General features: G+C 68.7%; 16 protein-coding genes and 1 pseudogene. 7 read left to right on the top strand and 10 right to left on the bottom strand.

Annotated elements, in window-relative coordinates:
- Positions 1-7: 7 nt before the first annotated feature.
- Both ACIBBA_RS07485 and ACIBBA_RS07480 read right to left on the bottom strand, forming a co-directional pair.
- The gene (locus ACIBBA_RS07485; protein ID WP_396694728.1) at positions 8-994 is read right to left on the bottom strand and encodes a PD-(D/E)XK motif protein; all 987 of its coding nucleotides are present in this window, start codon (positions 992-994) and stop codon (positions 8-10) included.
- Positions 991-2,496 (bottom strand): ATP-binding protein, encoded by a 1,506-nt coding sequence (locus tag ACIBBA_RS07480; RefSeq protein WP_396694726.1) that lies wholly within the window; start codon positions 2,494-2,496, stop codon positions 991-993. The genes ACIBBA_RS07485 and ACIBBA_RS07480 overlap by 4 nt, the downstream gene beginning before the upstream one ends.
- Before the next feature lie 250 nt (positions 2,497-2,746).
- On the opposite strand from ACIBBA_RS07480, the gene ACIBBA_RS07475 reads away from it, so the two are divergent.
- Positions 2,747-3,286 carry a tetratricopeptide repeat protein gene (locus ACIBBA_RS07475; protein WP_396694724.1) on the top strand — a complete coding sequence of 180 codons (540 nt, stop codon included), beginning with the start codon at positions 2,747-2,749 and terminating at the stop codon, positions 3,284-3,286.
- A gap of 1,075 nt (positions 3,287-4,361) precedes the next feature.
- Positions 4,362-6,410, top strand: coding sequence for a hypothetical protein (locus ACIBBA_RS07470; protein ID WP_396694722.1), 2,049 nt, complete (start codon positions 4,362-4,364; stop codon positions 6,408-6,410).
- A 487-nt stretch (positions 6,411-6,897) separates the two neighbouring features.
- Here the strand turns inward: ACIBBA_RS07470 and ACIBBA_RS07465 are convergent, their stop codons facing one another.
- On the bottom strand, positions 6,898-7,032 hold the full coding sequence (locus ACIBBA_RS07465; protein WP_396694720.1) for a hypothetical protein: 135 nt from the start codon (positions 7,030-7,032) through the stop codon (positions 6,898-6,900).
- 61 nt (positions 7,033-7,093) lie between these two features.
- Here ACIBBA_RS07465 and ACIBBA_RS07460 point away from each other — a divergent pair.
- Positions 7,094-7,288, top strand: a pseudogene (locus ACIBBA_RS07460) (PEP-utilizing enzyme); the annotation flags it as partial.
- A gap of 16 nt (positions 7,289-7,304) precedes the next feature.
- On the opposite strand, the gene ACIBBA_RS07455 reads toward ACIBBA_RS07460, so the two are convergent.
- Positions 7,305-8,432 carry an EcsC family protein gene (locus ACIBBA_RS07455; RefSeq protein WP_396694718.1) on the bottom strand — a complete coding sequence of 376 codons (1,128 nt, stop codon included), beginning with the start codon at positions 8,430-8,432 and terminating at the stop codon, positions 7,305-7,307.
- Positions 8,433-8,863: 431 nt separating this feature from the next.
- Between ACIBBA_RS07455 and ACIBBA_RS07450 the strand changes: the two genes are divergently transcribed.
- On the top strand, positions 8,864-9,145 hold the full coding sequence (locus ACIBBA_RS07450; protein ID WP_396694716.1) for a winged helix-turn-helix transcriptional regulator: 282 nt from the start codon (positions 8,864-8,866) through the stop codon (positions 9,143-9,145).
- Between the two features lie 34 nt (positions 9,146-9,179).
- Here ACIBBA_RS07450 and ACIBBA_RS07445 read toward each other — a convergent pair whose 3' ends face one another.
- Positions 9,180-9,728, bottom strand: a complete 549-nt coding sequence (locus tag ACIBBA_RS07445; protein ID WP_396694714.1) for a hypothetical protein — start codon at positions 9,726-9,728, stop codon at positions 9,180-9,182.
- A 67-nt stretch (positions 9,729-9,795) separates the two neighbouring features.
- On the bottom strand, positions 9,796-11,895 hold the full coding sequence (locus ACIBBA_RS07440; RefSeq protein WP_396694712.1) for an MMPL family transporter: 2,100 nt from the start codon (positions 11,893-11,895) through the stop codon (positions 9,796-9,798).
- Between the two features lie 457 nt (positions 11,896-12,352).
- Between ACIBBA_RS07440 and ACIBBA_RS07435 the strand changes: the two genes are divergently transcribed.
- Together ACIBBA_RS07435 and ACIBBA_RS07430 are read left to right on the top strand one after the other, a co-directional pair.
- A complete protein-coding gene (locus ACIBBA_RS07435; RefSeq protein WP_396694710.1) occupies positions 12,353-12,862 on the top strand; it encodes a SigE family RNA polymerase sigma factor in 510 nt (169 codons plus the stop codon).
- Entirely contained in the window at positions 12,859-13,737 is an 879-nt protein-coding gene (locus ACIBBA_RS07430; RefSeq protein ID WP_396694708.1) for a hypothetical protein, read from the top strand. The genes ACIBBA_RS07435 and ACIBBA_RS07430 overlap by 4 nt, the downstream gene beginning before the upstream one ends.
- A 245-nt stretch (positions 13,738-13,982) precedes the next feature.
- On the opposite strand, the gene ACIBBA_RS07425 is transcribed toward ACIBBA_RS07430, so the two are convergent.
- Together ACIBBA_RS07425 and ACIBBA_RS07420 are read right to left on the bottom strand one after the other, a co-directional pair.
- Positions 13,983-14,627 (bottom strand): LuxR C-terminal-related transcriptional regulator, encoded by a 645-nt coding sequence (locus ACIBBA_RS07425; RefSeq protein WP_396694706.1) that lies wholly within the window; start codon positions 14,625-14,627, stop codon positions 13,983-13,985.
- Positions 14,579-15,886 (bottom strand): sensor histidine kinase, encoded by a 1,308-nt coding sequence (locus ACIBBA_RS07420; protein ID WP_396694704.1) that lies wholly within the window; start codon positions 15,884-15,886, stop codon positions 14,579-14,581. The genes ACIBBA_RS07425 and ACIBBA_RS07420 overlap by 49 nt, the downstream gene beginning before the upstream one ends.
- A 178-nt stretch (positions 15,887-16,064) precedes the next feature.
- On the opposite strand from ACIBBA_RS07420, the gene ACIBBA_RS07415 reads away from it, so the two are divergent.
- Positions 16,065-18,131: an MMPL family transporter gene (locus ACIBBA_RS07415; RefSeq protein ID WP_396695184.1), complete on the top strand. Its 2,067-nt coding sequence runs from the start codon at positions 16,065-16,067 to the stop codon at positions 18,129-18,131.
- A 669-nt stretch (positions 18,132-18,800) separates the two neighbouring features.
- Here ACIBBA_RS07415 and ACIBBA_RS07410 read toward each other — a convergent pair.
- Complete coding sequence (locus tag ACIBBA_RS07410) at positions 18,801-19,178, bottom strand: hypothetical protein (RefSeq protein WP_396694702.1); 378 nt, start codon at positions 19,176-19,178, stop codon at positions 18,801-18,803.
- A 554-nt stretch (positions 19,179-19,732) separates the two neighbouring features.
- Positions 19,733-20,686 carry a serine hydrolase gene (locus ACIBBA_RS07405; protein ID WP_396694700.1) on the bottom strand — a complete coding sequence of 318 codons (954 nt, stop codon included), beginning with the start codon at positions 20,684-20,686 and terminating at the stop codon, positions 19,733-19,735.
- Between the last annotated feature and the right edge of the window lie 122 nt (positions 20,687-20,808).

The raw sequence follows: 20,808 nt of genomic DNA, 5'->3' as shown, positions 1-20,808 counted from the left end.
GTCGTCCTCACGATCCGAGTGCGGCGACGATACCTGCGGGAATGGAGACGGGGCTGGCCATACCATCCAGATCAACTCGATAGCGAACCTGGATCAACCGAACGATCGGCAGGCCGGCTCGCTGCAGGGCGTCCGGCACCAACCGCGGGAATTGCTCGTCGATCTCGAAGGCGGCACTCTCCGTACGACGCTCCCAGCGCGACGTCATCTGAGTGGCGTAGGCGGCGGACCACCCAGCCGCGCTCAGCTTCGCCTCGAAGTCGTCGCGAGTCGTGCTGGGAAGAGTTGATCCCACCCTGTCGATTAGTTCCGGCAACGTCCTCCCGAAGCCCACACCAGCAGCTGTTAATTGGTGCGACACGAGCCACAGCGGCCGGTCCGTTGTGGGCTGCAGCTGAGTTAGCGAATCGATCCAATGAGCGCGGCGCTCGCTGATCGTCGTCTTGACCTCGACGTCCACAGCAGGCAGCCCGAAGTCGTGTTCCTCGCCCTGAGGACCTCGCCAGGCACCCACTGCCGCCGAACCGCCGACTCTCGCCGCCAGACCACCGAGCGTCAACAACTCGCCGAACAGGCCGATCTCTCGCTCTTGAGAGATCGACTCAGGCTCGCGGAGAAGGGAGGCCAACTGTCCGAGCGTCTCCCGTAGCGCGTGAGCGGGCGTCATCCCGGCGATCTGGATTCGGTCGGCCATCGAGCAGAGCACGGCGTAGGCGTCCCGGAACAGGGCCGTCGCGACAACGACCACCTCCAGGTAGTGCTGTCCCTCGTGATCCGCCACACGAGCGACGATGTTGTTTAGCCCGGTGACCGGAGCCTGGGTGTCCGGGTCGACCTCAATCCGCAAACCGAGCTCCGGCTTCGCCGGGCGAACGAACACGGACACCGCCGGTGTCCCGCGGATCGGCAGGACGACCGGAACCTCGCTTGCGAGATACCGAACGAAGCTCTCGACCGAGACGTGGCGTCTATCCACGTTCGCCGCCGACGTCATCGGCGCTCCGCTTGCACGGCCGTGGTGAGAACGGACTGCCACAGTTCGATATTGTCCTTGTCGCGCGCGCCGTGGTAGTTACCTTCGAACGAATCCGCCACCAACAGGTACAACAATGCTTTGACCAGGGGGAGATCGTTCAGGCCACCGTGCTTGCCGCCGAGCAGCATCTTCCGGTAGCGCTTGTTCAGCCACAACGTGCTTTGCTCTCGGTCCACACGGAAGAAAGAGTCGTCCACAAAGGTCATCCAGCGGATTTCGATAGGATCACGGCCGAGGAACGGCGGCACCTCCTTACGGATCACGTCCTTGACTGTGGACGGCAAGCCGGCCCCGGGATAGATCATCGGTGAGCGCCTCATCGAGCGGGCGTTCGCCGTTCGATAGACCTGCTCGGCCAGATCGAAGTAATCATTGAAGCTAACGCCGTCGGACGATCGAGCCGCTGCGGCAAGGCGGGAGAACTCCAGTCCGACGAGCACCCGGGACTTCTCCGCGTTCATGTGAAACATGCCGGCGATGTCCCCGTCGATGTCCACCTCGACTCGCGCCAGCTGCAGCTTCGCGTGCGACACGTGGACGCCTTCCCAGCCGCCGAACTGCAGCAACCGGTCCCGGCGGTAGAAGTAAAGCCCCTGGTATTCAACCGGCGTCCCCCGCAGCCGGTAGGACGGGGTGCTGCTCTTGCCCGGCCAGATGTGGCACTTGAAGGAGATGTCGACACCGTCGACAGTGGCGGTCAGGGTCTTGGGGTAGCCCTCAGCACCCGGCCGTGAGTATGCGAACGGGTTCAGCGGGGTGACTGGGATCGGAGGCCCGAGATAGGCCTCATCGACGTCGTAGACCTCGAAGTCGACGCTGAGGCGCTCCTGTTCGAGGAAGCGATGGAACACGATCCCGAGGTGCTGGCACGCGCCGGTGATCAGGCGATCGATGAAGATCTCAACGCGATGGGCCTCCGACCCGGCCGGGAAAGTGACGACATCATCCCACCGGATGATGGTTCCGGACTCACCGAGCGAGATTCGCCAGTCCCGGTCGAACTCTGCGCTGACGAACGGAGCGGGAATCACGTCGCATGAGAAGTCGCGCTTCGTCGTGGTGTTCACCCGCCACCTGCGGCCGACCGGGTCCTGGCCGGCAGCGCGGGACATAACGGTAAGGCTGCGTGCCTGACTGAACGACGCAGCCTTGAGTCCGAGCCCGAAGTGTCCGAGGTCCGAATTCTCGTAGTCACGCCGCCCGCCTACCGTCATGGCCGTATCTATCTTGTCGGGAGCCATGCCTCGGCCATTGTCGGCCACATAGAGCACACGCGGAAGACCGCCCGCGACTACGAGCCTGATCACGACATTCGTGGCACCGGCGTCGACCGAATTGTCAACCAGGTCAGCGAGCGCCGTCTCGAGCGAGTGGTTCCGCCCGATCGCGTCGAGCGCTCTCGGATCCGGTGGCAAATCGATACTGCCGTCAGTTGGAACATCCGGGATCCAGTCGCTCACTACGCCTCCAGCATTCGCTCGGCCGCGAACCGAGCCACAGCTTATGTCGGATCTCCGCCAGCTTGAGAAGACCCGGTTCCACGCTCAGCCAGCCAGCGCCCGGAGCGGCGCGGCCAGCTCTAGGAAACGTGCATACCACAGTGTCCGCAACCGTCTAGGAGGCCACAAACTCTGCCACAACCGGCCCAACGATGTCACCATCGAGCCATCGGTTTAGGTCGCCCACGGTCGTCGCCTGGGGCAGCACTGTTTGATACATCAGCTACAGGTCCCCGGCATCGTTCAGTTCGTAGGCTCCAACTCCAGGCCAGTCCAGCCACCGGCGTCACCGAGCCGCCGACCGGGCCTCGCAGCTGGGTCAGGCTCCCAGCCACGACCTAATGCCGCTGGTGGGCGTACCGCGAACCGGGCGGCGCACCATCTACCCTCGCCATCGCCCGTCTACCGCCGGCTGGCCGAGGCCAACCCCGCCGCCTACCCGCCCCACCTCGCCACATCCCGGAACAACCTGTCAGTTGTGTTGGGCGAAGTCGGACGACGCGACGAGGGCCTGACCGCGATCGAAGAGGCCACCACCCTCTACCGCCGGCTTGCCGAGGCCAACCCCGCCGCCTACCCGCCCGACCTCGCCATGTCCCTGAACAACCTGTCGGCTGACCTGGGTGCGAGCGGACGATCGACGAGGGCCCGGCCGCGTTCGAAGAAGCTAGCCACTTCGCGGGGTTCCCTCGACGCACCGCCGCTTGCGACAGCCGCCGTTGTCCTGGCCGGCCGGCCCCGAGGCCATTGAAGCCCTGGAGCAACACTTCGCCGCGGATCAGGCCGAGGACTGGGGGGCGAGTGGGGTAATCGCTGCCGCAGCGGACCATGTCCGTCGCCACCACCACGTCGCCACCCCGCTTCCACTGCCAACCGATGCAGACCGAGACACCTTCACCGCTCTGCTCGACATCGCGCGCCGGCTGCAAACCGCCTGACCGGGCTGTTGTCCACGACGTCTCGTTTACAAGCTCTGTGCAGCTCGTCCGGCGGTGTCTGTCCCCGTTTGCGACCTCGGACGCCTGTCCCTGTCCGGTTGCGGACGGGCGTCCTCGTCCAAGTCGGTTGCTGTCGCCGTTGCTGTCGACCACCACCTTGGCCGCATCCGGCTGGTGGCTTTCAGCGGCATCGGCGATCGTTGGATCGAGTGGAGCGGCCCCCTCTCACCTGACCGCAGACGCCACCAGACGCGGCCATCGAGGCCGTCCAACAGGACCTCCTCGAACACCTCCGCAGGCACTGGAGCTTCACGGGCCAGCTGACCTGGCGGGAAGAAAGATTCGACTGGTGGGTCGCGACGCCCACCACCAACTGAACCCGAAGATCGCCTAGCCGGCGGTGTCACCCAACATCTGACATCGATCCGTCACGCATCAAGTGGAGCCCGACATCGCCGGCAGCCCCCGCGCCTGCTCATCTTGCCTGCTCAGCCCCTTGTGGCTGAGACAGAGGTTGACGACAGTCGGGAAGAGACGGTACAACTAGGAGCACTGGACGTAGAGCGTCCCAGTCGCTTCCCCTCTATAGGCTGCGCGAGCCCCCACGGAGGTACGACTACGCCGCGTGTAACGCGGTCAGTCAAGGCAGCTCTGGCACGCACTGCGACCGCTGGATCGACACCGACTCAAGGTCGGGACGACTCAGCGGGGTAGAGGGTCTTAGCCTTCGCGCCCCAGAAGGGGGTTGCGGAGGCTTTCTTGTCTCTTGCGGCCGGGTCGGCCTCGGCCACGCGTATCTCGCGTGGAAGCCAGCCGAACCCGCTCTATCCGAGCGCCCGTCTGGCATCGGAAGCCGTATCCATACGGCGGTCGCAAGGAGAAAGACAGATGACACTACTGGACTCACCCGGGAACACCGACGAGTTCGACCTGGAAGATCGGCCCGAACCAGGTGCCGACGCCCACGAGCGGGACGTTGACAGCATGTCCGCAGAAGGCGGACTCGAGGAGGACGAGGACCTCCCGAGCATGCCGGACGGGCTGCCGAGCGTGCCGCGGGCGGCGGCCGTGAAGAAGCTGGCGGAGGGCCTGAAGCCTTACGTCCTGAGCGAGGGCGCGGCTCTGGCCCTTGCCCGGGCGGTGGCGCGGCCTGAGGAGGCTCGGCGCCGTCTGCAGGCACCTGACCTGATGCGAGTTCCCGGTGGCACCCTGGAGACGATCAGTGTCCAGGTCTGGCTTCCGGCAGTGACAACGTTCCCGGTGAACAATCGGGAGGCGTCGGCCCGCGTGTATCCCCTCTCCGGTGCACTACGGGAGGACCAGTACCCCCCGCTCGGCCCGATCTCTGCCCCAGAGGGTGTCGCCGGGGAGCTGAGCATCGCGGCACAGTCACCCGCACACGTGGTCAGCGCCCTCGACTGGTCCAACGCCTATTTGGAGAGGGTGAACGACCTCTCGACCACGATCGGGCAGCACGGGGTGTTGCGTGACCTGCTTCTAAGCGTCGTTCGCATTGAGCACACGGATGGAGCGCCTCCGAGCTGGATCCTCGGGGCGGCGGATGGCAGCAGCCGAGTCAGCGCGGCCCACCGCCTCCACGACCTGAAGGCCGAAGAGGTGGTCTACCAGCTCCCGCAGAACGAGCGTAGGTTTCGGGGCCTAATCGGAGACGTTATCGCTGACGCGCAGCGGCCGATCGAGCAGGTCGCGGAGAGCGCCGTCAAGAGGACGCACGCTCTCGTGGCGCCGGCCACCGTCGTTCTGAGGTTCGTGCCGGACAGCCCCGCGCGTCACCTGCGGTACGACCAGGCGATCCGCTTCATCGTCGGCATCACACACGTGGAACCGCCAAAGGCGTGGGGGAAGGCGAGCGAAAACGATGCGCTTGGCGACGCGGTGATCGAGGAATTCGTCGACGGACGTCGCATAACGTCGGTTGAGGGTCGCTGGTATCGGGCCACGATCTCTCCTGCGGAGGCCGATCAAGAGGGATTCGACCGGCACCTCGACACCCGTGTCGCGGAGATCGCCGCCAGGTTCCTCCCGGACAGTGCACACAAGCCATTCCGCCGGGGCGTGTTGCGGATTACCGCCAAGAGCCGGGTCAACAGGGAGTTCAAGACGCAGATTGCGACCGAGCTGGCCCTCCGGCCCTGGCGGTCTACCCAGCCTGAGAGCGAGGCGGACGCCGTCAAGGGCGCCCGGAGCACTCTGCAGCGAACGCTCTTGTGGCCGGCGCTCAGGGAAGATGGGTGGCGTCGCACGACAAACGACCCCGACTTGCTTCTGACCGAGGCGTTGCGAGAGCTCGCGAGCACGGACGGCTCCATGTCAGGGCCGTCAGGCGTTGAGCTGGCCGTGCGCGGAGGCTACTACCTCGCGATCCATCGGCGCCTACGTCGCGAGGTTAGTACGTTCAATGACAAGCGAGCCCCCTATGCCGTCTTGCAGCGGATGACAGAGTCCGAACATGGACTGCGAACCCTGCACGCGGCGGTGGTCGAAGGTCGGGCCGATCGGGTGCCGGTCCAGGTCGACGGTGAAGGCAGCCCGATCCGCAGCAGCGATGGGTCCGTCCTCCTCGCGGACAACAGGTGGCTTCGCCTAACCTTCTCCCCCGCAGACGAGGTCGGCCCAGTGTTCGGCGAGGACGTCGACACACCGGAGACGACCTTCGCGCGGGAGCGCCGTCGAGTCTCTGGGCTGGTGGACTCCTTGGAGAGCACGATCCGGGTCGTCGCCGAAATCCCGGGTCGCACCACAAGGAAGCTCGTACGGGAGCAGGGATGGCCAAGTGGCCACGCGGAGGACTTGGCCAATCGCCTCATGAAAATCAGTGGTGACCTCCGGTTCTGGGCCTCCTTCTATGAGGCCGCCGAAGAAGCGGAGAACGAGGACGTAGACGAGGAGTTCGAGGATGTCGACGATGCCGAATAAGCCGGCTGATCGATAGCCCCTCGGCTAGGAACACAGGGCCCCTGGGTGCGCTCACTCCGCGCCCAGGGCCCTGTCAATGTCTGCCGGGCGCCAGCCGCCGCCTCAGTGGCCGTCGCCTGCTTCAAGAGCTCCTGCGGCTGGCCCCGCACCCCTGCCCGGTCAAAAGAGATCCGGACAAGGACGTCCCACTCGTACATGCGCCCGTCGCGGTGCATTTCGGTCAGGTCGACGTGGCTGATCCGAACGGTGGCAGGTGCCGGCTCGATGGCCTCGACGGCCCGGATTTAAGGCTCCGCCGGCCCATCTGCAGTCGGGTAGGCGGCGCTCACGTGTGGCCGGTACGGGCGGGCATTCTCCGCGACTGGTCCTCACTCACGACCCGTCCATGGCTGTCCGAGTCCCGGCGCGTACTTGCTGGCCGGCCTCGGCGGGCATCGCCGGCATGACGATGGCTTCGTCCGCGACGACGACCTTCCCGAAGTCGACCTCAACCTCGGGCGTGGTGGGCGAGCTGCTCGCCCGCTTCCCTGATGTTGGCGGCCAACGTCTCGTCGGGGATCTCGTCAGTACACCCGATGCCCTGCATCGTGAAGTGCAGCCACCGATCCGGAACGAGGGTCACGGGCGGCGTCGAGGCCAGCGCCGAACGGTAGGTGCAAGCCAGGCGGCACAGGTCGGGCTGGGCCTGGTCACCGCTGTTCGTCGCCGTCGCGGGCCTGGTCACCGAGGTCGGCGGGCTGATTGCCCACGGTGCTGTCATTGCCCGGGAGTACGGCCTGCCGGCCGTCATCGGTGTCGAGCGGGCCACCCGTCCGATCCGTGACGGCCAGCGCATTCGGATGCACGGCAGCGGCGGCTTCGTCGAGCTCCTGCCGTAGGCGGCCCGCTCCGGATTCAGCGCAGGTCGGGTCCGCCCTCCACGGCGAGTTCGTCGAGCACGCTGAACCCGTCGTCGACTACGTCGTTCGGGTCGTCCGTGTCCTCAACAACGAAGGCTTCGATTGGTTCCTCGTCTAGAAGTTGAGGGTACTTTTCCAGCAGGAACCGGCGTCGGTACGCCATTTCGGCGGTGTCGACGATTCCCTCCAGAGTGGTCCAGTTGAGGGTGCCGCCGACCAGGATTCCGGCTACCGGCACGACCTTGCCGAGGCCCTTCTTGGTGAGGGTGTGGCCGACCGCTTCCGCGAACCGTCCGGCGATCCGGGCTACGACCGAATCGTTCAGGACCTTCCACGTTTTACCGCGGACGAGTGCCTGGGTGAGGCGCGAGATGTCGGCGAAGGCGGCGTTCTTCGCGCCGACGGACGCGGCCGTCCCGGCGTTGACGACGGACAGCACGAAGAGCTTTTCGGCTGGTTCTTCGGGGTCGTAGCCGTACAGCAGCGAGACATGGCCGACCGCGCGGGATGCGAGTCCGATGACGATGGCGGCGTCGCCGGCGAGAGCGCTGACGATGGCACCTCCCGACGGCGCCGCCGCCGCGCCGCCGGAGACCGCGGTAGCCAGCTCGCCTCCCGAGATCACCAGCCCCGCGCCCATCCCCGAGACTGCGGCAGTAGCCGGGTAGTACCAGCTCAAAGCCCGCCCGCGGACCGCGTGGATCTGCTCGAGGTCGAGGCGCCGCAGGTCGGAGAGCTTGGTGACGTCGTGCCCGCGCTTCTGGTGGAGTTCCACCACCCGCTTGGGCGAGAGCCCCGCTCGCGAAATCTTCGCCACCGTTCGCTGCATCGAGCCCAGAGCACTGCCACTCCAGTCCGCCGCGCTGGTGGGGAGGACGCCGGCGGCCTTGCGAGCCCCGGTGCCGATGGCGCCCGCACCCTTGGCGACGATGCCGCGCCCCCGCGACACGGCTGATTGGGCTCCCGGGTGATTTTCCAGGTGCGTGAGTGCACGCCGACCGAGTGCCGCGGCGCCGTTGGACACGCCCTCGCCGGCGCTGCGCAACGCGGCCGACAGCGGCCTGCCCTTGAACCGCTGAATGTCACGCCACGCCGCAAGCTCGTACTCCGAGGGTTCTGCCATGTCGCCCAGGTTAGTGACCCGAACCGCCGCTCATGAACAGGTAGGCGGCGGAGTTAGCGTTGGCCCGATCGGCCTTAACCAAGTGGTGCAGGGCTACGAATCCACCCAGCCGTAGACTCCAAAAGGCGATCACGAAAAGTGGGCCAGAACCCACCGGGCACCGTCGAAGAGCGTCGCGGCCCTGGCCGCCGGGCCCGTCCCGGCGACCAGGGCCGCTCCTACGACACGCCCTGACGGTCGCGGCGCTGGCACGGACCAGAAGGCACTTCGAGGTGCCCATGCCACGGCAGGGACCTGAGCGAGAGCGCGGGCCCGGACGGTACGGCGCCGACGCAGCGACCGGCTATCGACAGCAGCGCCGAACGACCGGGAGATCCGATGGCTCTCGTCATCCCCGATGTACTCGAGGAAAGCTGCTCGACGCGGCAGCGTTGGAGCGGTTCGCGGCGAAGTGGCGGCTCCTGCTGATCTACGCGCTGCTGGCCGGGCCACAGCGGCACGCGCAGCTGCGCCGCCGTCTGCCCGGGATCAGCCAGAAGGTGCTGACCGAGACGTTGCGCGCAATGGAAGCCGACGGGCTCGTGCGGCGCCACGTGGTCAAGGCGAGCGCGCCGCAACACGTCGAGTACGAGCTCACGGACCTCGGGCACACGCTGGAGACACCTCTCGCGGCGATCTGCGAGTGGGCCGCAACGAGCCATTCATCTCGCTGAACAACCTCGCGGAGCCGGTCGGCGGGCTCGGTCGTCAGCGCGAACGCTGGACGGTCGGTGGCTGAGCCGTCAGCCGGGGTTCCACATCCTCCGGCAGCTCAGCGCCGCAGAGCGCGCAGATGTAGTCGTCGTCGCGGACGACGTTGCGCTCGCCGCAGGCAAGGCAGCGCCGGAAGACGACCGCCGCGGTGAAGCCGTCCGGGCGGCCGACACCCGCCCGATCGAGGGCGTCCGCCACCGCCGCCCATGAGGCGGGATCGGGGCAGTAGCCGGTGGACTGGTTGCTCACCTCGGTTACGACCCAGCCGTCCCGCTCGCCGGCGAAGGCGATCTCCCCCGCACCGAGGACCTCCCCACCGCCGGCGCAGGCGACATGCTCGCTGCGTCTCGGCGCGAGCCGCAGCGTGCCGCCAGCGTCGATGACGTAGGTGAACGGCTCGTCGCGGTCGCGCGGCTCCGCGGCCGCCAGGTAGGCGTCGAGATCGACCGATGATCGGATGGGCACGCCCTCGGGGAAGTCGCCGACCGACGCTCGCACGTCCGCCGGGCCGACGTACCGGTATCGACGCCCCGTCGCCACCACGGCACCGAGCGTACGCCCGTGCGGCCGCCGCCGTCGACGACCACGCTGGACCCGCGGCCTGGACCGGCTAACCCGGCTGGTCGGCGGCGCGGGCGTGCCGCCCGCTGGTCGGCCGCTCGTCGCCGTGGCCCGGCCACCACGCCTTGTGCCCGATCAGCGCGGTCAGGGCGGGGACGAAGAACATCGACATGACGAACGCGGACAGCACGATGCCGATCGCCACCGCGAAGCCCATCTGCTGCAGGAACGAGATGGGCGCGAGCAGCAGCACCGCGAACGTCCCGGCCAGGATCAATCCTGCTGCCGCGACCGTCGGGCCGGCGTGTTCCACGCCGATGGCGGCAGCCTTGCGTGGCTCGTTGCCTTCCCGTGCTTCCTCGCGTAGTCGGGCGATCATCAGGATGTTGTAGTCGGTCCCGATCGCCACCACGAAGAGGTAGAGGATGATCGGCAGCTGGAACGTGACGCCGGGCTCGCCCTGCAGCCCTTGGAAGAGGTAGACCGTGGCGCCCAGCGTGGCGGCGAAGTTGAGCAGCACCGCGATCACGAGGTAGATCGGCGCGACCAGGCTGCGCAGCAGCAGCGCGAGGATGAGCGCGATCAGGCCGGCCGCGACCGGCAGGATCACCGACAGGTCGCGGTTGTTCGCCGAGTTGATGTCCGCGAAGATCGCGGTGGTCCCGCCGACCAGCGCCCGGGTGCCGGGCGGGGCCGCCGCGTGTACGGCACCGCGCAGGTCCTCGCGGACAAGGTTGATCGCCTCGTTGGAGACCGGGTTCTCGTTGAGCAGCAGGTTGACCCGGGCCACACTCGGGTCGGTGCTGCGCTCCGGGGGCTGCGCCTGGCCCACTCCCGGGGCTTTCGCCACGGCCGCCGCGAAGTCGCTGACCTGCTGGTCGGTCAGCGGCGATCCGTTGCCGGTGGTCAGGTAGACCTCGGTGGGGGCGAGCGCACCGGCGGCGAACCCGCGCTGCAGGTCCTGCGCGGCCTTCGCCGACTCGGTGTCCTGCGGGAAGCCGGCGCTGAAGTCGTAGTCGGCCTTGTAGAACAGCGCGCCCGCGGCGAGCGCGACCAGGATGACGCCGGACGCCGCCGCGACGAGGGCCGGCCGGCGTCCGACGGCGGTGCCGAGCCGGTGCGACAGGGTGGCTTTGGGCGTACGCTGCCACGCCTTCGACGGCCAGAAGACGTACCGGCCGAGCAGCGAGACGACCGCCGGAATGAGGGTGAGAGAGGTGACCAGCATGACGGCGACCGCGATCGCGAGCGCCGGGCCGAGCGAGCCGAAGAAGCCCAGGGAGGCGAGGAGCAGCACGAGGAACGCGACGATGACCGCTCCGGCGGCCGACGTGATGACCTCGCCGACCCGCTGGACGGAGACGACCATCGCGGTGCGCTTGTCGTCACCGGCGCGCAGCCGCTCCCGGTAGCGGAAGAGCAGGAACAGGATGTAGTCGGTGCCGATGCCGAACAGCACGATCAGCAGGATCGTCTGCAGATCCTGACTGACACTGAGGTCGAATGCCTTGCCGGCGGCGGCGACGAGACCCGTCGTGATGCTCAGGACGACGCCGACGACCACCACGGGCAGCAGCGCGGCGATGGGGCTGCGGAAGATGATCAGGATCAGGCCGATGATCAGGATGATCGTCGCGATGCCGACCACGGCGAAGGCGTTGTTGAAGGTGTCCTCGTTGTCGACGAAGCTCGCCACGTCGCCGGCCACGCCCGCGGTCAACCCACTGTTCGCCAGCTCCGGGCCGATGTCCGCCCGCAGATCGCGTACGGCGTCGAGCAGCGCCGGGTCGTCGGGGGTGGGGGCATCGAGCCCGACGTTGATGATCTGCACCGACTTGTCCGGCGCCACCGCGGGCGGACCGGTCAGATAGCCGGACGTGTGCGGGATGTTCTTGGCCTTGAGCGACTGGGCGAGCTGGCCCACCTTCGCCTCGTCCGCCGGCGTGAGCTTCTGCCCGTCGGCGCGCTTGACCACGATGATCGCCGTCGCGGTGGCCTGCTGCGGGAACGCCTTCTGCCCGAGCTCGGTGGCCTGCACAGACTCGTACGAGCGGGGCAGGAAGCTTTCCTGATCGGCGGAGGTGATTTCGCTCAGCGAGGGTGTGGTGGCGATGATGGCGGCTGCCGCGACCACCCATCCGGCAATCACCCACCACGCTCGGCCCACAACGAATCTGCCCAGCCGCTCGAACATGGTTTCCCCCGTGTGTTCGGCACCACCGACGTCTGGGGCCTGGAGCGCCCAGGGCACCCGCCCGTCACTCTGCCGGCAGTCTTCGCTACCCGCTGTGCAGACTACCGTCGTCCGGTACTCCTTTTCGGATGCTTGGGCTCCGGGGGTTGCGCGAGTTTCACCCGTTCAGGTAGGCGAGCACCACGCATTGCTTCATCGCTTGATCGGCGAAGATGAAAGGGGGCGGGACCGATTCGGTCCCGCCCCGCACTGCTCGCCGGAGACCTTCGTGGTGGTCGGGTCGTGGCCCGCGGGCACACACGATCCGTCTCCCGAGCCACGCGCGTCTGGTGCCACGAAGATTTCGTTCTGCGGAGCAACCCCCGGAGCCAGTCCCCGCGTGACTATCTCGAATCGGGGATCGGAGGCTTGAATGGGCGATCGCGACGCGGCGTTCGCGGAGTACTTCTCGGCGAGGTCGGACGCGATGCGGGGCACCGCGTACCTGCTGTGCGGCGACTGGCACCGGGCGGAGGACCTGGTCCAGACCGCGTTCACGAAGCTCTACCTGGTCTGGAACCGGGTCTCCCGGCACGAGGTGCTCGACGCCTACGTACGCCAGATCCTGATCCGGTCCTTCCTCGATGAGCGGCGCCGCGGCTGGTGGCGGCGAGAGCGAGTCGGCGGGGAGGACGCCGAGCGGCCGACACCGCCCGACTCTCCGGAGAACCGGTTGGTGATGCTGCAGGCGCTGGCCGCCGTGCCGCCGCGGCAGCGGGCCGTCCTGGTTCTCCGGTACTGGGAGGACCTGTCTGTTGAGGAAGCCGCGGCGCTTCTGGGCTGCTCGCCCGGGACGGTGAAGAGCCAGGCAGCCCGCGGCCTGGACACGATGCGCGGCCTCCTGTCGCCCGCGCACGTCGGGATTGAGAAGGGGAAACGATGAACGGAGAACAGTTGCGCGATGCCCTGCGCAGCGAGATGGCAGTCACCGCCGCGCCGCCACCGTTGAACACGGCCGCCACGCTCGCCGCCGCTCGGCGGGTGCGTATGCGCCGCCATACGGCCTGGGCCTGCGCCGGATCCGCAGTCGTGGTTCTGGCGGTCACCGGGGTCGCGGCCATCGGCACACCGGGCGCCGGCGGCTCCGGCGGGCTGAGCCCGGCGGGTCCTGGGCCGCAGGCCATCCCGTCGTCCAAACAGGCCCTCCCACACCCATCGTCTCAACACACGCCCGGGCAACCGTGGCCAACCGGACCGGACGGCCGTCCACAGGAGGACCGGACCGCGCGGGCGGGTTCCAGGTACGACCAGGGGGTCCAGCTGCTCCACGAGATCGTCTCCGTCGTGCCCGCCGGCTACACCGCGCCGGAGAACCCTGCGAACCTGCCCGCCGACCAGATGCCCTTGCGGGACCACCAGGCGCAATTCAACGACAAGGTGAACGGCGTCGAGGTGTGGAGCTACATGTCCTTCGCCGCCCTGGCCGAAGGCGAACGGATGGGGCGCCTGCTGGTCGAGGTGCACACCGCAGGCAACCAGCTACCGGCCGAGCCGTGCGCGCTTGCCCGCCAGTTCTGGGGCATGCAGGGCGACTGCCAGGTAGTGGCTGTCGGCGCGACACAGGTCGGCGTGGTAGTCCGACCCGGCAGCGACGACCGGTTCGACCAGTGGGCGGCATACCGGCACCCAGACGGTGTGGTGGTCTACGTTGCACAGCGGGCAAAGCATGGCGACGACCGGCCGGGGTTGACGGCGCTGCCGTTCTCCGTACCGCAGCTGGCGGCCCTCGCCGTCGACGCACGGTTCCATCTGCAGTAATGCGCCATCGCATGGACTGCTGCCGGGGGCACGTAGCGCCGCCAGTCCGTATGCGATGTCTGTGAGGGCCGGTCGGTAGCGACCGGCCCTCCGCGTCCCCGGTCAGCAGACGCCCGAGAACGTGACGGGCACGTCCAGGTGAACCCGGGCAGCGGACGGGTGTGCGTCGAGCAGCTCGGCGATCCCGGCCCGCGCCACCGCGACGCACGCGTGTCGGTGCCGAGTGCTGAGCCGGCAGAGCTGCCTCAGCCGTTCAGGTACGCGAGCACCGCGAGCACCCGGCGGTTGTCGTCATCGGACGGCGGCATCCCCAGCTTGCTGAAGATGTTGTTGATGTGCTTGCTGACCGCCTTCTCGGTGACGAACAGTCGTCCCGCGATCGCCGCGTTCGACCGTCCCTCGGCCATCAACCCCAGCACCTCCCGCTCCCGGGCCGTGAGGTCCCGCAGTTGCTGCGTACCGGAGTTGCGGGCCAGCAGCTGCGACACCACCTCGGGGTCCATCACCATGCCGCCGTCGGCGACCCGGCGGAGCGCGTCGATGAACTGGCCGACGTTGGACACCCGGTCCTTGAGCAGGTAGCCGACTCCCCCGCTGCGGTCGGCAAGCAGTTCCCGCGCGTACAGCTGCTCGACGTGTTGGGACAGCACGAGGATCGGCAGCCCGGGCATCTGCACCCGGGCCGCGAGGGCGGCCTGCAGTCCCTCGTCGGTGAAGGTGGGTGGGAGGCGTACGTCGACGACGGCGATGTCGGGGCGGTGGCGGGTGAGGGCCGGCAGGACGGACGGCCCGTCGGCGACGGCCTCGACCACGCGGTGCCCGTACGCGTCGAGGATGTGCGTCAGCCCGTCCCGGAGGAGGGCGAGGTCCTCGGCGATGACAACACGCAAGGCAGCTCCATGGTCACGACGGTGGGTCCGCCGGGCGGACTCTGCACGGTCATCGTGCCATCGAAAGCTGCCAGTCGGCGTCGTACGCCCGCCAGGCCGGTCCCCGCGTCCGGCGTGGCCCCGCCGCGGCCGTCGTCGCCGACGACGATCGTCAGCACACCGTCGTGGTGGAAGACCTGGATCCACGCGCGCGCCGCGCCGCTGTGTTTGGCGATGTTGGTCAGCGCCTCGGCCACGGCGAAGTAGGACGCGGATTCGACCGCCGCGGGTGGGCTGCCGCCGGGTAGCCGCACGTCGACGTCCACGGGCAGCGGTGCGGTCAGCGCGAGGGCTTCCACCGCCCCGGGAAGGCCGCGTTCGGCGAGCACCGGCGGGTAGATGCCCCGGACGAGGTTGCGCAGGTCGGCGAGGGCGTGGCCGCTGGTCTCCTGCGCCTCGCTGAGCAGTCGCGCCGCCCGTGCCGGGTCGTCGGCCATGAGCTTCTCGGCCAGGCCGATGCTCATCCGCAGCGCGACCAGCCGGGCCTGCGCCCCGTCGTGCAGGTCACGTTCGATGCGGCGCAGCTCGGCGGCCTGGGTGTCGACGGTGTCGGCGCGGGTGGCGGCGAGGTGCCGCACCCGCAGGGCCAGTTCCTGCGCCCGGGTGGGGGCGAGGAAGAAGCCGGCGAAGCGGAAGTGCAGCCACACCAGCCAGTGGGCGACGGCCAGCCCGCCGGCGAGGAGCAGCCAGCCCTGCGGCGCGGCCAGCCATGCCTTCGCGAAGTTGTCCATCGGCCAGAACACCCCGTAGCCATACCAGCCGATGGTCAGGTAAAGCACCAGCGGCACGAACAGGACGCCCTCCAGCCCGTAGGCGGGCAGCACGAACGCGGCCAGGCAGACGCCGCCGGTGATGGTGCCGGGGATCAGCCAGGCGAGGTCCCGCCAGGTCGCCGGGTCCGAGACCACCCACCGGAACCGCTGCCAGGTGCCGAGCCGGGCGCCGGCGGGCACCGGCGGGTACGGCGAGGCGATCGGCACGCCGGCCCAGCGGCTCAGCCGGCGTTGCGCCGTCAGCGACAGCCGTACGAGGACGGTGACCGCCGGGAAGAGCGCGAACCCGATGCCGAGCGCGGGAATGAGTGCGAGGGAGACCACCGACAGCGCGAACAGCGCCACGTTGGTGCTCAGGCTCAGCAGGGCCACGGCCAGGCCCTGCACGGCGGCGAGGGCGCCGGGCCGGATCTGCTGCCAGATCGTCGAACGTACGGAGCGGTCCACGGCGTCATTCTCCGCCCGGGACGCCACGGAATTCGGTGGTGCTACCACCACCTGCCTTCGGGACGTGCCACCCCTGCCTTCGGGCCGCTCCGGCCGAAGGATCGGAGGCATGACCAGGCAAAAGGAAACCGCGCGATACCGGCTGGCGGGGCTGCCGTCCGGCCGTCGCAGCAAGTACATGATGCTCGTCTTCTGGCTCGTGCTCGTCGCGGCGGCCGGGCCGCTGGCGATCAAGCTGACCGAGGTGCAGGACAACGACAGCCTCGGCGCGCTGCCGGCCAGCGCCGAGGCCAGCCGGGCGGTGCAGCGGGCGGAGGAGGCGTTCCCCGACTCGCAGGAACCCCTGGCCGTGGCCGTCTACGCCCGTGACGGCGGCCTCACCGAGGCCGACCGGGCCAAGGTGGACGGCGACCTGGCGGCCTTCATCCCGTACGCCGCCGGCGGTCAGGTGTCCCCGCCGGTGCCCAGCGACGACGGGCAGGCGCTGCTGCTCTCCTTTCCCGTCGCCGGGGACGCCGACCAGCGCGCCGACGCCGTAACCGCCATCAAGGAGCGCTTGACCGCGGACGTACCGGATGGGTTGCGGACCGCGCTCACCGGTCCGGCCGGCGGGGAGGATGACGTTTTCGACGCGTTCGCCGGCATGGACACCGCGCTGCTGCTGGCGACCGCGGCCACCGTCGCGTTGCTGCTGCTCATCACGTACCGCAGTCCGGTGCTGTGGTTGATCCCGCTGATCACGGTGGCGCTGGCCAACCAGCTCGCCAGCGCGGTGGTGTACCTGCTGGCCCGGCACGCCAACCTGGCCGTGGATTTCCAGAGCCAGAGCATCCTGACCGTGCTGGTCTTCGGCGTCGGCGTGGACTACGCCCTGCTGCTCATCGCCCGCTACCGGGAGGAACTGCGCCGGCACGCCGACCGGCACACGGCGATGTCCGTGGCGCTGCGCCGGTCGATCGGCGCGATCGCAGCGTCCGCGGCGACCGTCGCGCTCGGCCTGCTGTGCCTGCTCGCCGCACAGTTGCCGTCCACCCGGGGGCTCGGGCCCGTCGGCGCGGTCGGGATCGTCGCGGCTCTGCTGGCCATGACCACGCTGCTTCCGGCCGTGCTGGTCATCTTCGGGCGGTGGCTGTTCTGGCCGTTCGTGCCCCGGTACTCCCCCGACTCGGTGGGGCTCGACGTTGCGGCCGAGCACGGGCTGTGGCGCCGCATCGCCGGGTTCGTCGGCCGGCGGCCCCGCGCGATCTGGCTGGGGACGGCGGCGGTGCTGGTCGCGCTGAGCTTCGGCATGGTCAACCTCAGCATCGGCATGCCGCACGACGAGTCGTTCACCAAGGAGGTCGGCTCCGTCACCGGCCAGCGGATGATCGAGGCGCACTACCCCAGAGGATCGGTCGCGCCCGCCGAGATCCTGGCCGCCGCCGGCCCGGCCGAGCAGGTCGTGGCCGCCGCCCGTACTGTGCCGGGGATCGCCGAGGTGGGTGAGCCGGAACGCTCACCGGACGGCCGTTGGGTACGCATCGCGGCGGTGCTGGCCGACACGCCGGACAGCGACGCGGCGCTGGACACGGTCGAGCGGCTCCGCGCCGCGGTGCACGCCGTGCCGGGTGCGCAGGCGCTGGTGGGCGGGGACACCGCGTACCTGATCGACGAGGAGCGGACGGTCGACCGCGACAACCGGGTGGTGGTGCCACTGGTGCTGGCGGTCGTCCTCGTCATCCTGGTGCTGCTGCTGCGGGCGCTGGTCGCACCGCTGCTGTTGCTGGCCAGCGTGGTCCTGTCCTACGCCGCCGCGCTGGGCGCGGCCGGGCTGATCCTCGACGCGATGGGCTACCCGAACCTGTTCGTCGGGATCCCGCTGCAGACGTTCCTGTTCCTCGTCGCGCTCGGGGTCGACTACACCATTTTCCTCAGCACCCGGGCGCGGGAGGAGGCCGCGCAGCTCGGGCACCGCAACGGCGTGCTGCACGCGCTGACCGTGACCGGTGGGGTGATCACCAGCGCGGGTGTGGTGCTGGCTGCCACGTTCGGCGCGTTGAGCGTGCTGCCGCTGGTGCCGTCCGTGCAGACGGCGGTCATCATCGGGGTCGGCGTGCTGCTCGACACGTTCCTCGTCCGGACCCTGCTCGTGCCGGCGCTGGCGCTGCACCTCGGCCGGCGTACCTGGTGGCCGAGCGCCCTGGCCCGGCCTTCACTGCGACCGGTCGCGGCCGCGCCGGTCGAGCGGACGTCGGCGGCGCCGTAAGAACCCGAGGCGCGACGATCAGGGGCACCGGCCGTGCCACAGCGGTACGGCCGGTGCCCGGGGCCGCCCGATCGGAGCCGTCGAAGGAACACCCGAGCTGATCCGCGAGCCGATCCTCGCCGTCCGGGTTTGCAACCAACGCCGCCGTACACAATCCGACTCTCCAGCCTGACCTGCTGGGCCACCTCGTCCGGCTTGCGCATCAGCAGGTAGCGCATATGACTTAAACGAGGGATTTGGCAGCGCTACCGGCAGTCACGGGGCCTGGGTGAAGCGGGAGAGGCAGCAAAGAGGCAGCGAGACGATCAGCAACGGCCGCCTATAGGTCGACGGAGGCAGCGAGGAGGTAGCGAGAGCAGCGGCAACGGCTTAAGCCAGGCGTCGTCCGACCGCGCATGCAGTGCATATCGACAGTCCCTTACGACCAAACGCAGCCGTTGGTGCGCCCTACCCGGCTCCTCCGGGCGGGGGTCGACGCTGCGTCTCGCCCCTGGTCGCTCTGCTGCAAGCAACTCACGCCGGCCGCACCCCACCGCTTCCGACTGGTGCAGCCCGCTTGACCTCGGACGAAACCGCACCAGGATCAACCGCCGCGAGTTCGGGACGAAAGGGTCAGGTCAGTCCAGGCAATGGTCGCCAGATCTCGTCGCTCAACTTGCCCGGACCAATTCAGACCTCGTCATCAACGCGTGGCGCGTTTTTGTAGACCGCGTAGGCGAACCAGGCGGCATCGCGGGCAACCATGGGGCTCTCGCTGGAGATCTTGGTGAATCCCTCCGAGCACTCACCAGTGGTAGCGGAGACGACGAAACAGGTGACGTTCGGCCAGCCCGCTTTAATACAAAAAACGCCTATGTCCTCCAAAATCGCGCCGGTGGCCAGCGGCGCGAGGCCGGGCTGCAACTTCTCGGCGAAGACTGCGTACGTAATCGGCTGGTCGCCCTTAGCTGCGATCTCCTGCAGGACACGCAAGCCGTTGACCATGCGGCGCGAGCGGGCCTCGTCAAAGCCGGCCCGCTTCACATACTCACTCAGTACGGGGTGCATCGTTTCCTCCAACCCGGCGCGAGAATTATGCTCCGGCAACGGGGCCACGTCGACCAACGGTTCCAGGCGGCAAGGTTGTCTCGATCAAGAATGACAGCTCTCTCGCTCCGTCCAGTCCGACCTCGGCTGGTCGGAACGGCGTCGGCGATCAGTCGGGTGCCCGTTACGGGCGAGCGCAGGTCGTGGCGACAGCAACCGAGGCGCGTTGCACCAGCCACAGACGGGACTCCGCCGTCACGACAGCCGAGGCGACACGGCCATGGCCACCGCTTGGTATGTGCCTCTTAATCCGCCGGTCCGGGGCGCTGCAAGCGCTGCCGCATCAGAGCACAGTGTGCACCAGTCGGCAGGGATGGTTTCGTGCCACTCCATGGAAGACGGTGGCTTGGCTTCGGCGACCAGCTGCGGCTTGCGGGCGAAGCAACGCATGGTCCAGCGGTCCTGCGCCGGCGGCCAGCCGCTGAGCGTGATCTGAACGGCCGTGCTGTCGTCGCTCCACCACATGTCCGCCGGCCTGGTTGCTTCAGGCGCAGGTGGCGCGTTGCAGCCAATAGCTACGACGTCCGCAGGCCGCCTACGGCAAGGGTCGCGGCGTGCTCGACGATGTTGATGCCGCTGCTCTCGCCCGTGTTCCCGCTCGTGAGCACCGCGACCAGCCAGTCGTGGCCGGGCTCCACGATCCGGCCGATGCTGTTGGTGACCCACAGCCCGTCGTCGCGGGAATCGCCCATCCAGCCGTTCTTCACGTACACGCCGCTGGCCTGCGCCGATGCCCCGGCCGGCACGCCCCAGTCCTGATCGTCCTGGACCTGGCTCATCAGGTTCAGCACGTAGCCACGACTGGTGGCGTTGAGCGGGCCGCTGGCGTTGGTCAGCGTCTGCAGGAGGCGAAGCTGGTCGTTGGCGGTGGTGGTCGTGGTACCCCAGGAGCCGCCGTCGGCAGGGATGGTCTCGGTCAACCCGAGCGTGCGGTTGGCCGCGGCCAGCCCGGAGGCGCCGCCGATCTCCTTCCAGAGGCTTGTCGCTGCGTCGTTGTCACTCTTGGTGATCATGTCGAATGCGAGGTTTCGTTCGTTCGTGGTGAGGCCCTGCGCCGGCTGCCGCTCGAGCAGCAGGGCAGCGAGGATGTCTACTTTGACGATGCTGGCCGTGTGGAACCCGGCGTCCGCGTTCACCGACAGTTGCTCGCCGGTCGTGAGGTCCAGCACGGCGACCGCACTCCGGTCGCCCTGACCCTTGAGGTAGGCCTGGACCGAGGCGGCGACCGCAGCGCTTGCGTCGCCCGGATCGACCTTCCCGGGCCGCGGCCCGGCCGGCGGTGTCGGATCCGCCGGCGCCGGATCGGACGGTGCGGCCGTCAGCGACGGCTCGCTCGGTGCGGCGGTTGTGGTGTTGGAGTGGCCGGCGCGGACACCCACCAACACGGAGAGGGCGCAGCAGAGGGCGACGGCCAGCGCCACCGCGAGGTAGCGGGCAACCCTCCGGCCACGCGGCGCGACGTCGTCCATGTGGGCAAATATCCAGGTCACCCTCGAAGCAGCCTGGACGCCAGCTGTGAAAACCCTGGGTGTGAGGGCTGCCACTCCGTCCGCTACCAACCCAGGCATGCCGAGCGGGCCGGGGCCAGGGC

Origin of the sequence: Micromonospora sp. NPDC051006, from assembly GCF_044456245.1 — a bacterium.
Lineage (GTDB): Bacteria > Actinomycetota > Actinomycetes > Mycobacteriales > Micromonosporaceae > Micromonospora.
The sequence above is the reverse complement of the archived record's forward strand: the minus strand, read 5'-3'. Positions and strand labels throughout refer to the sequence as shown.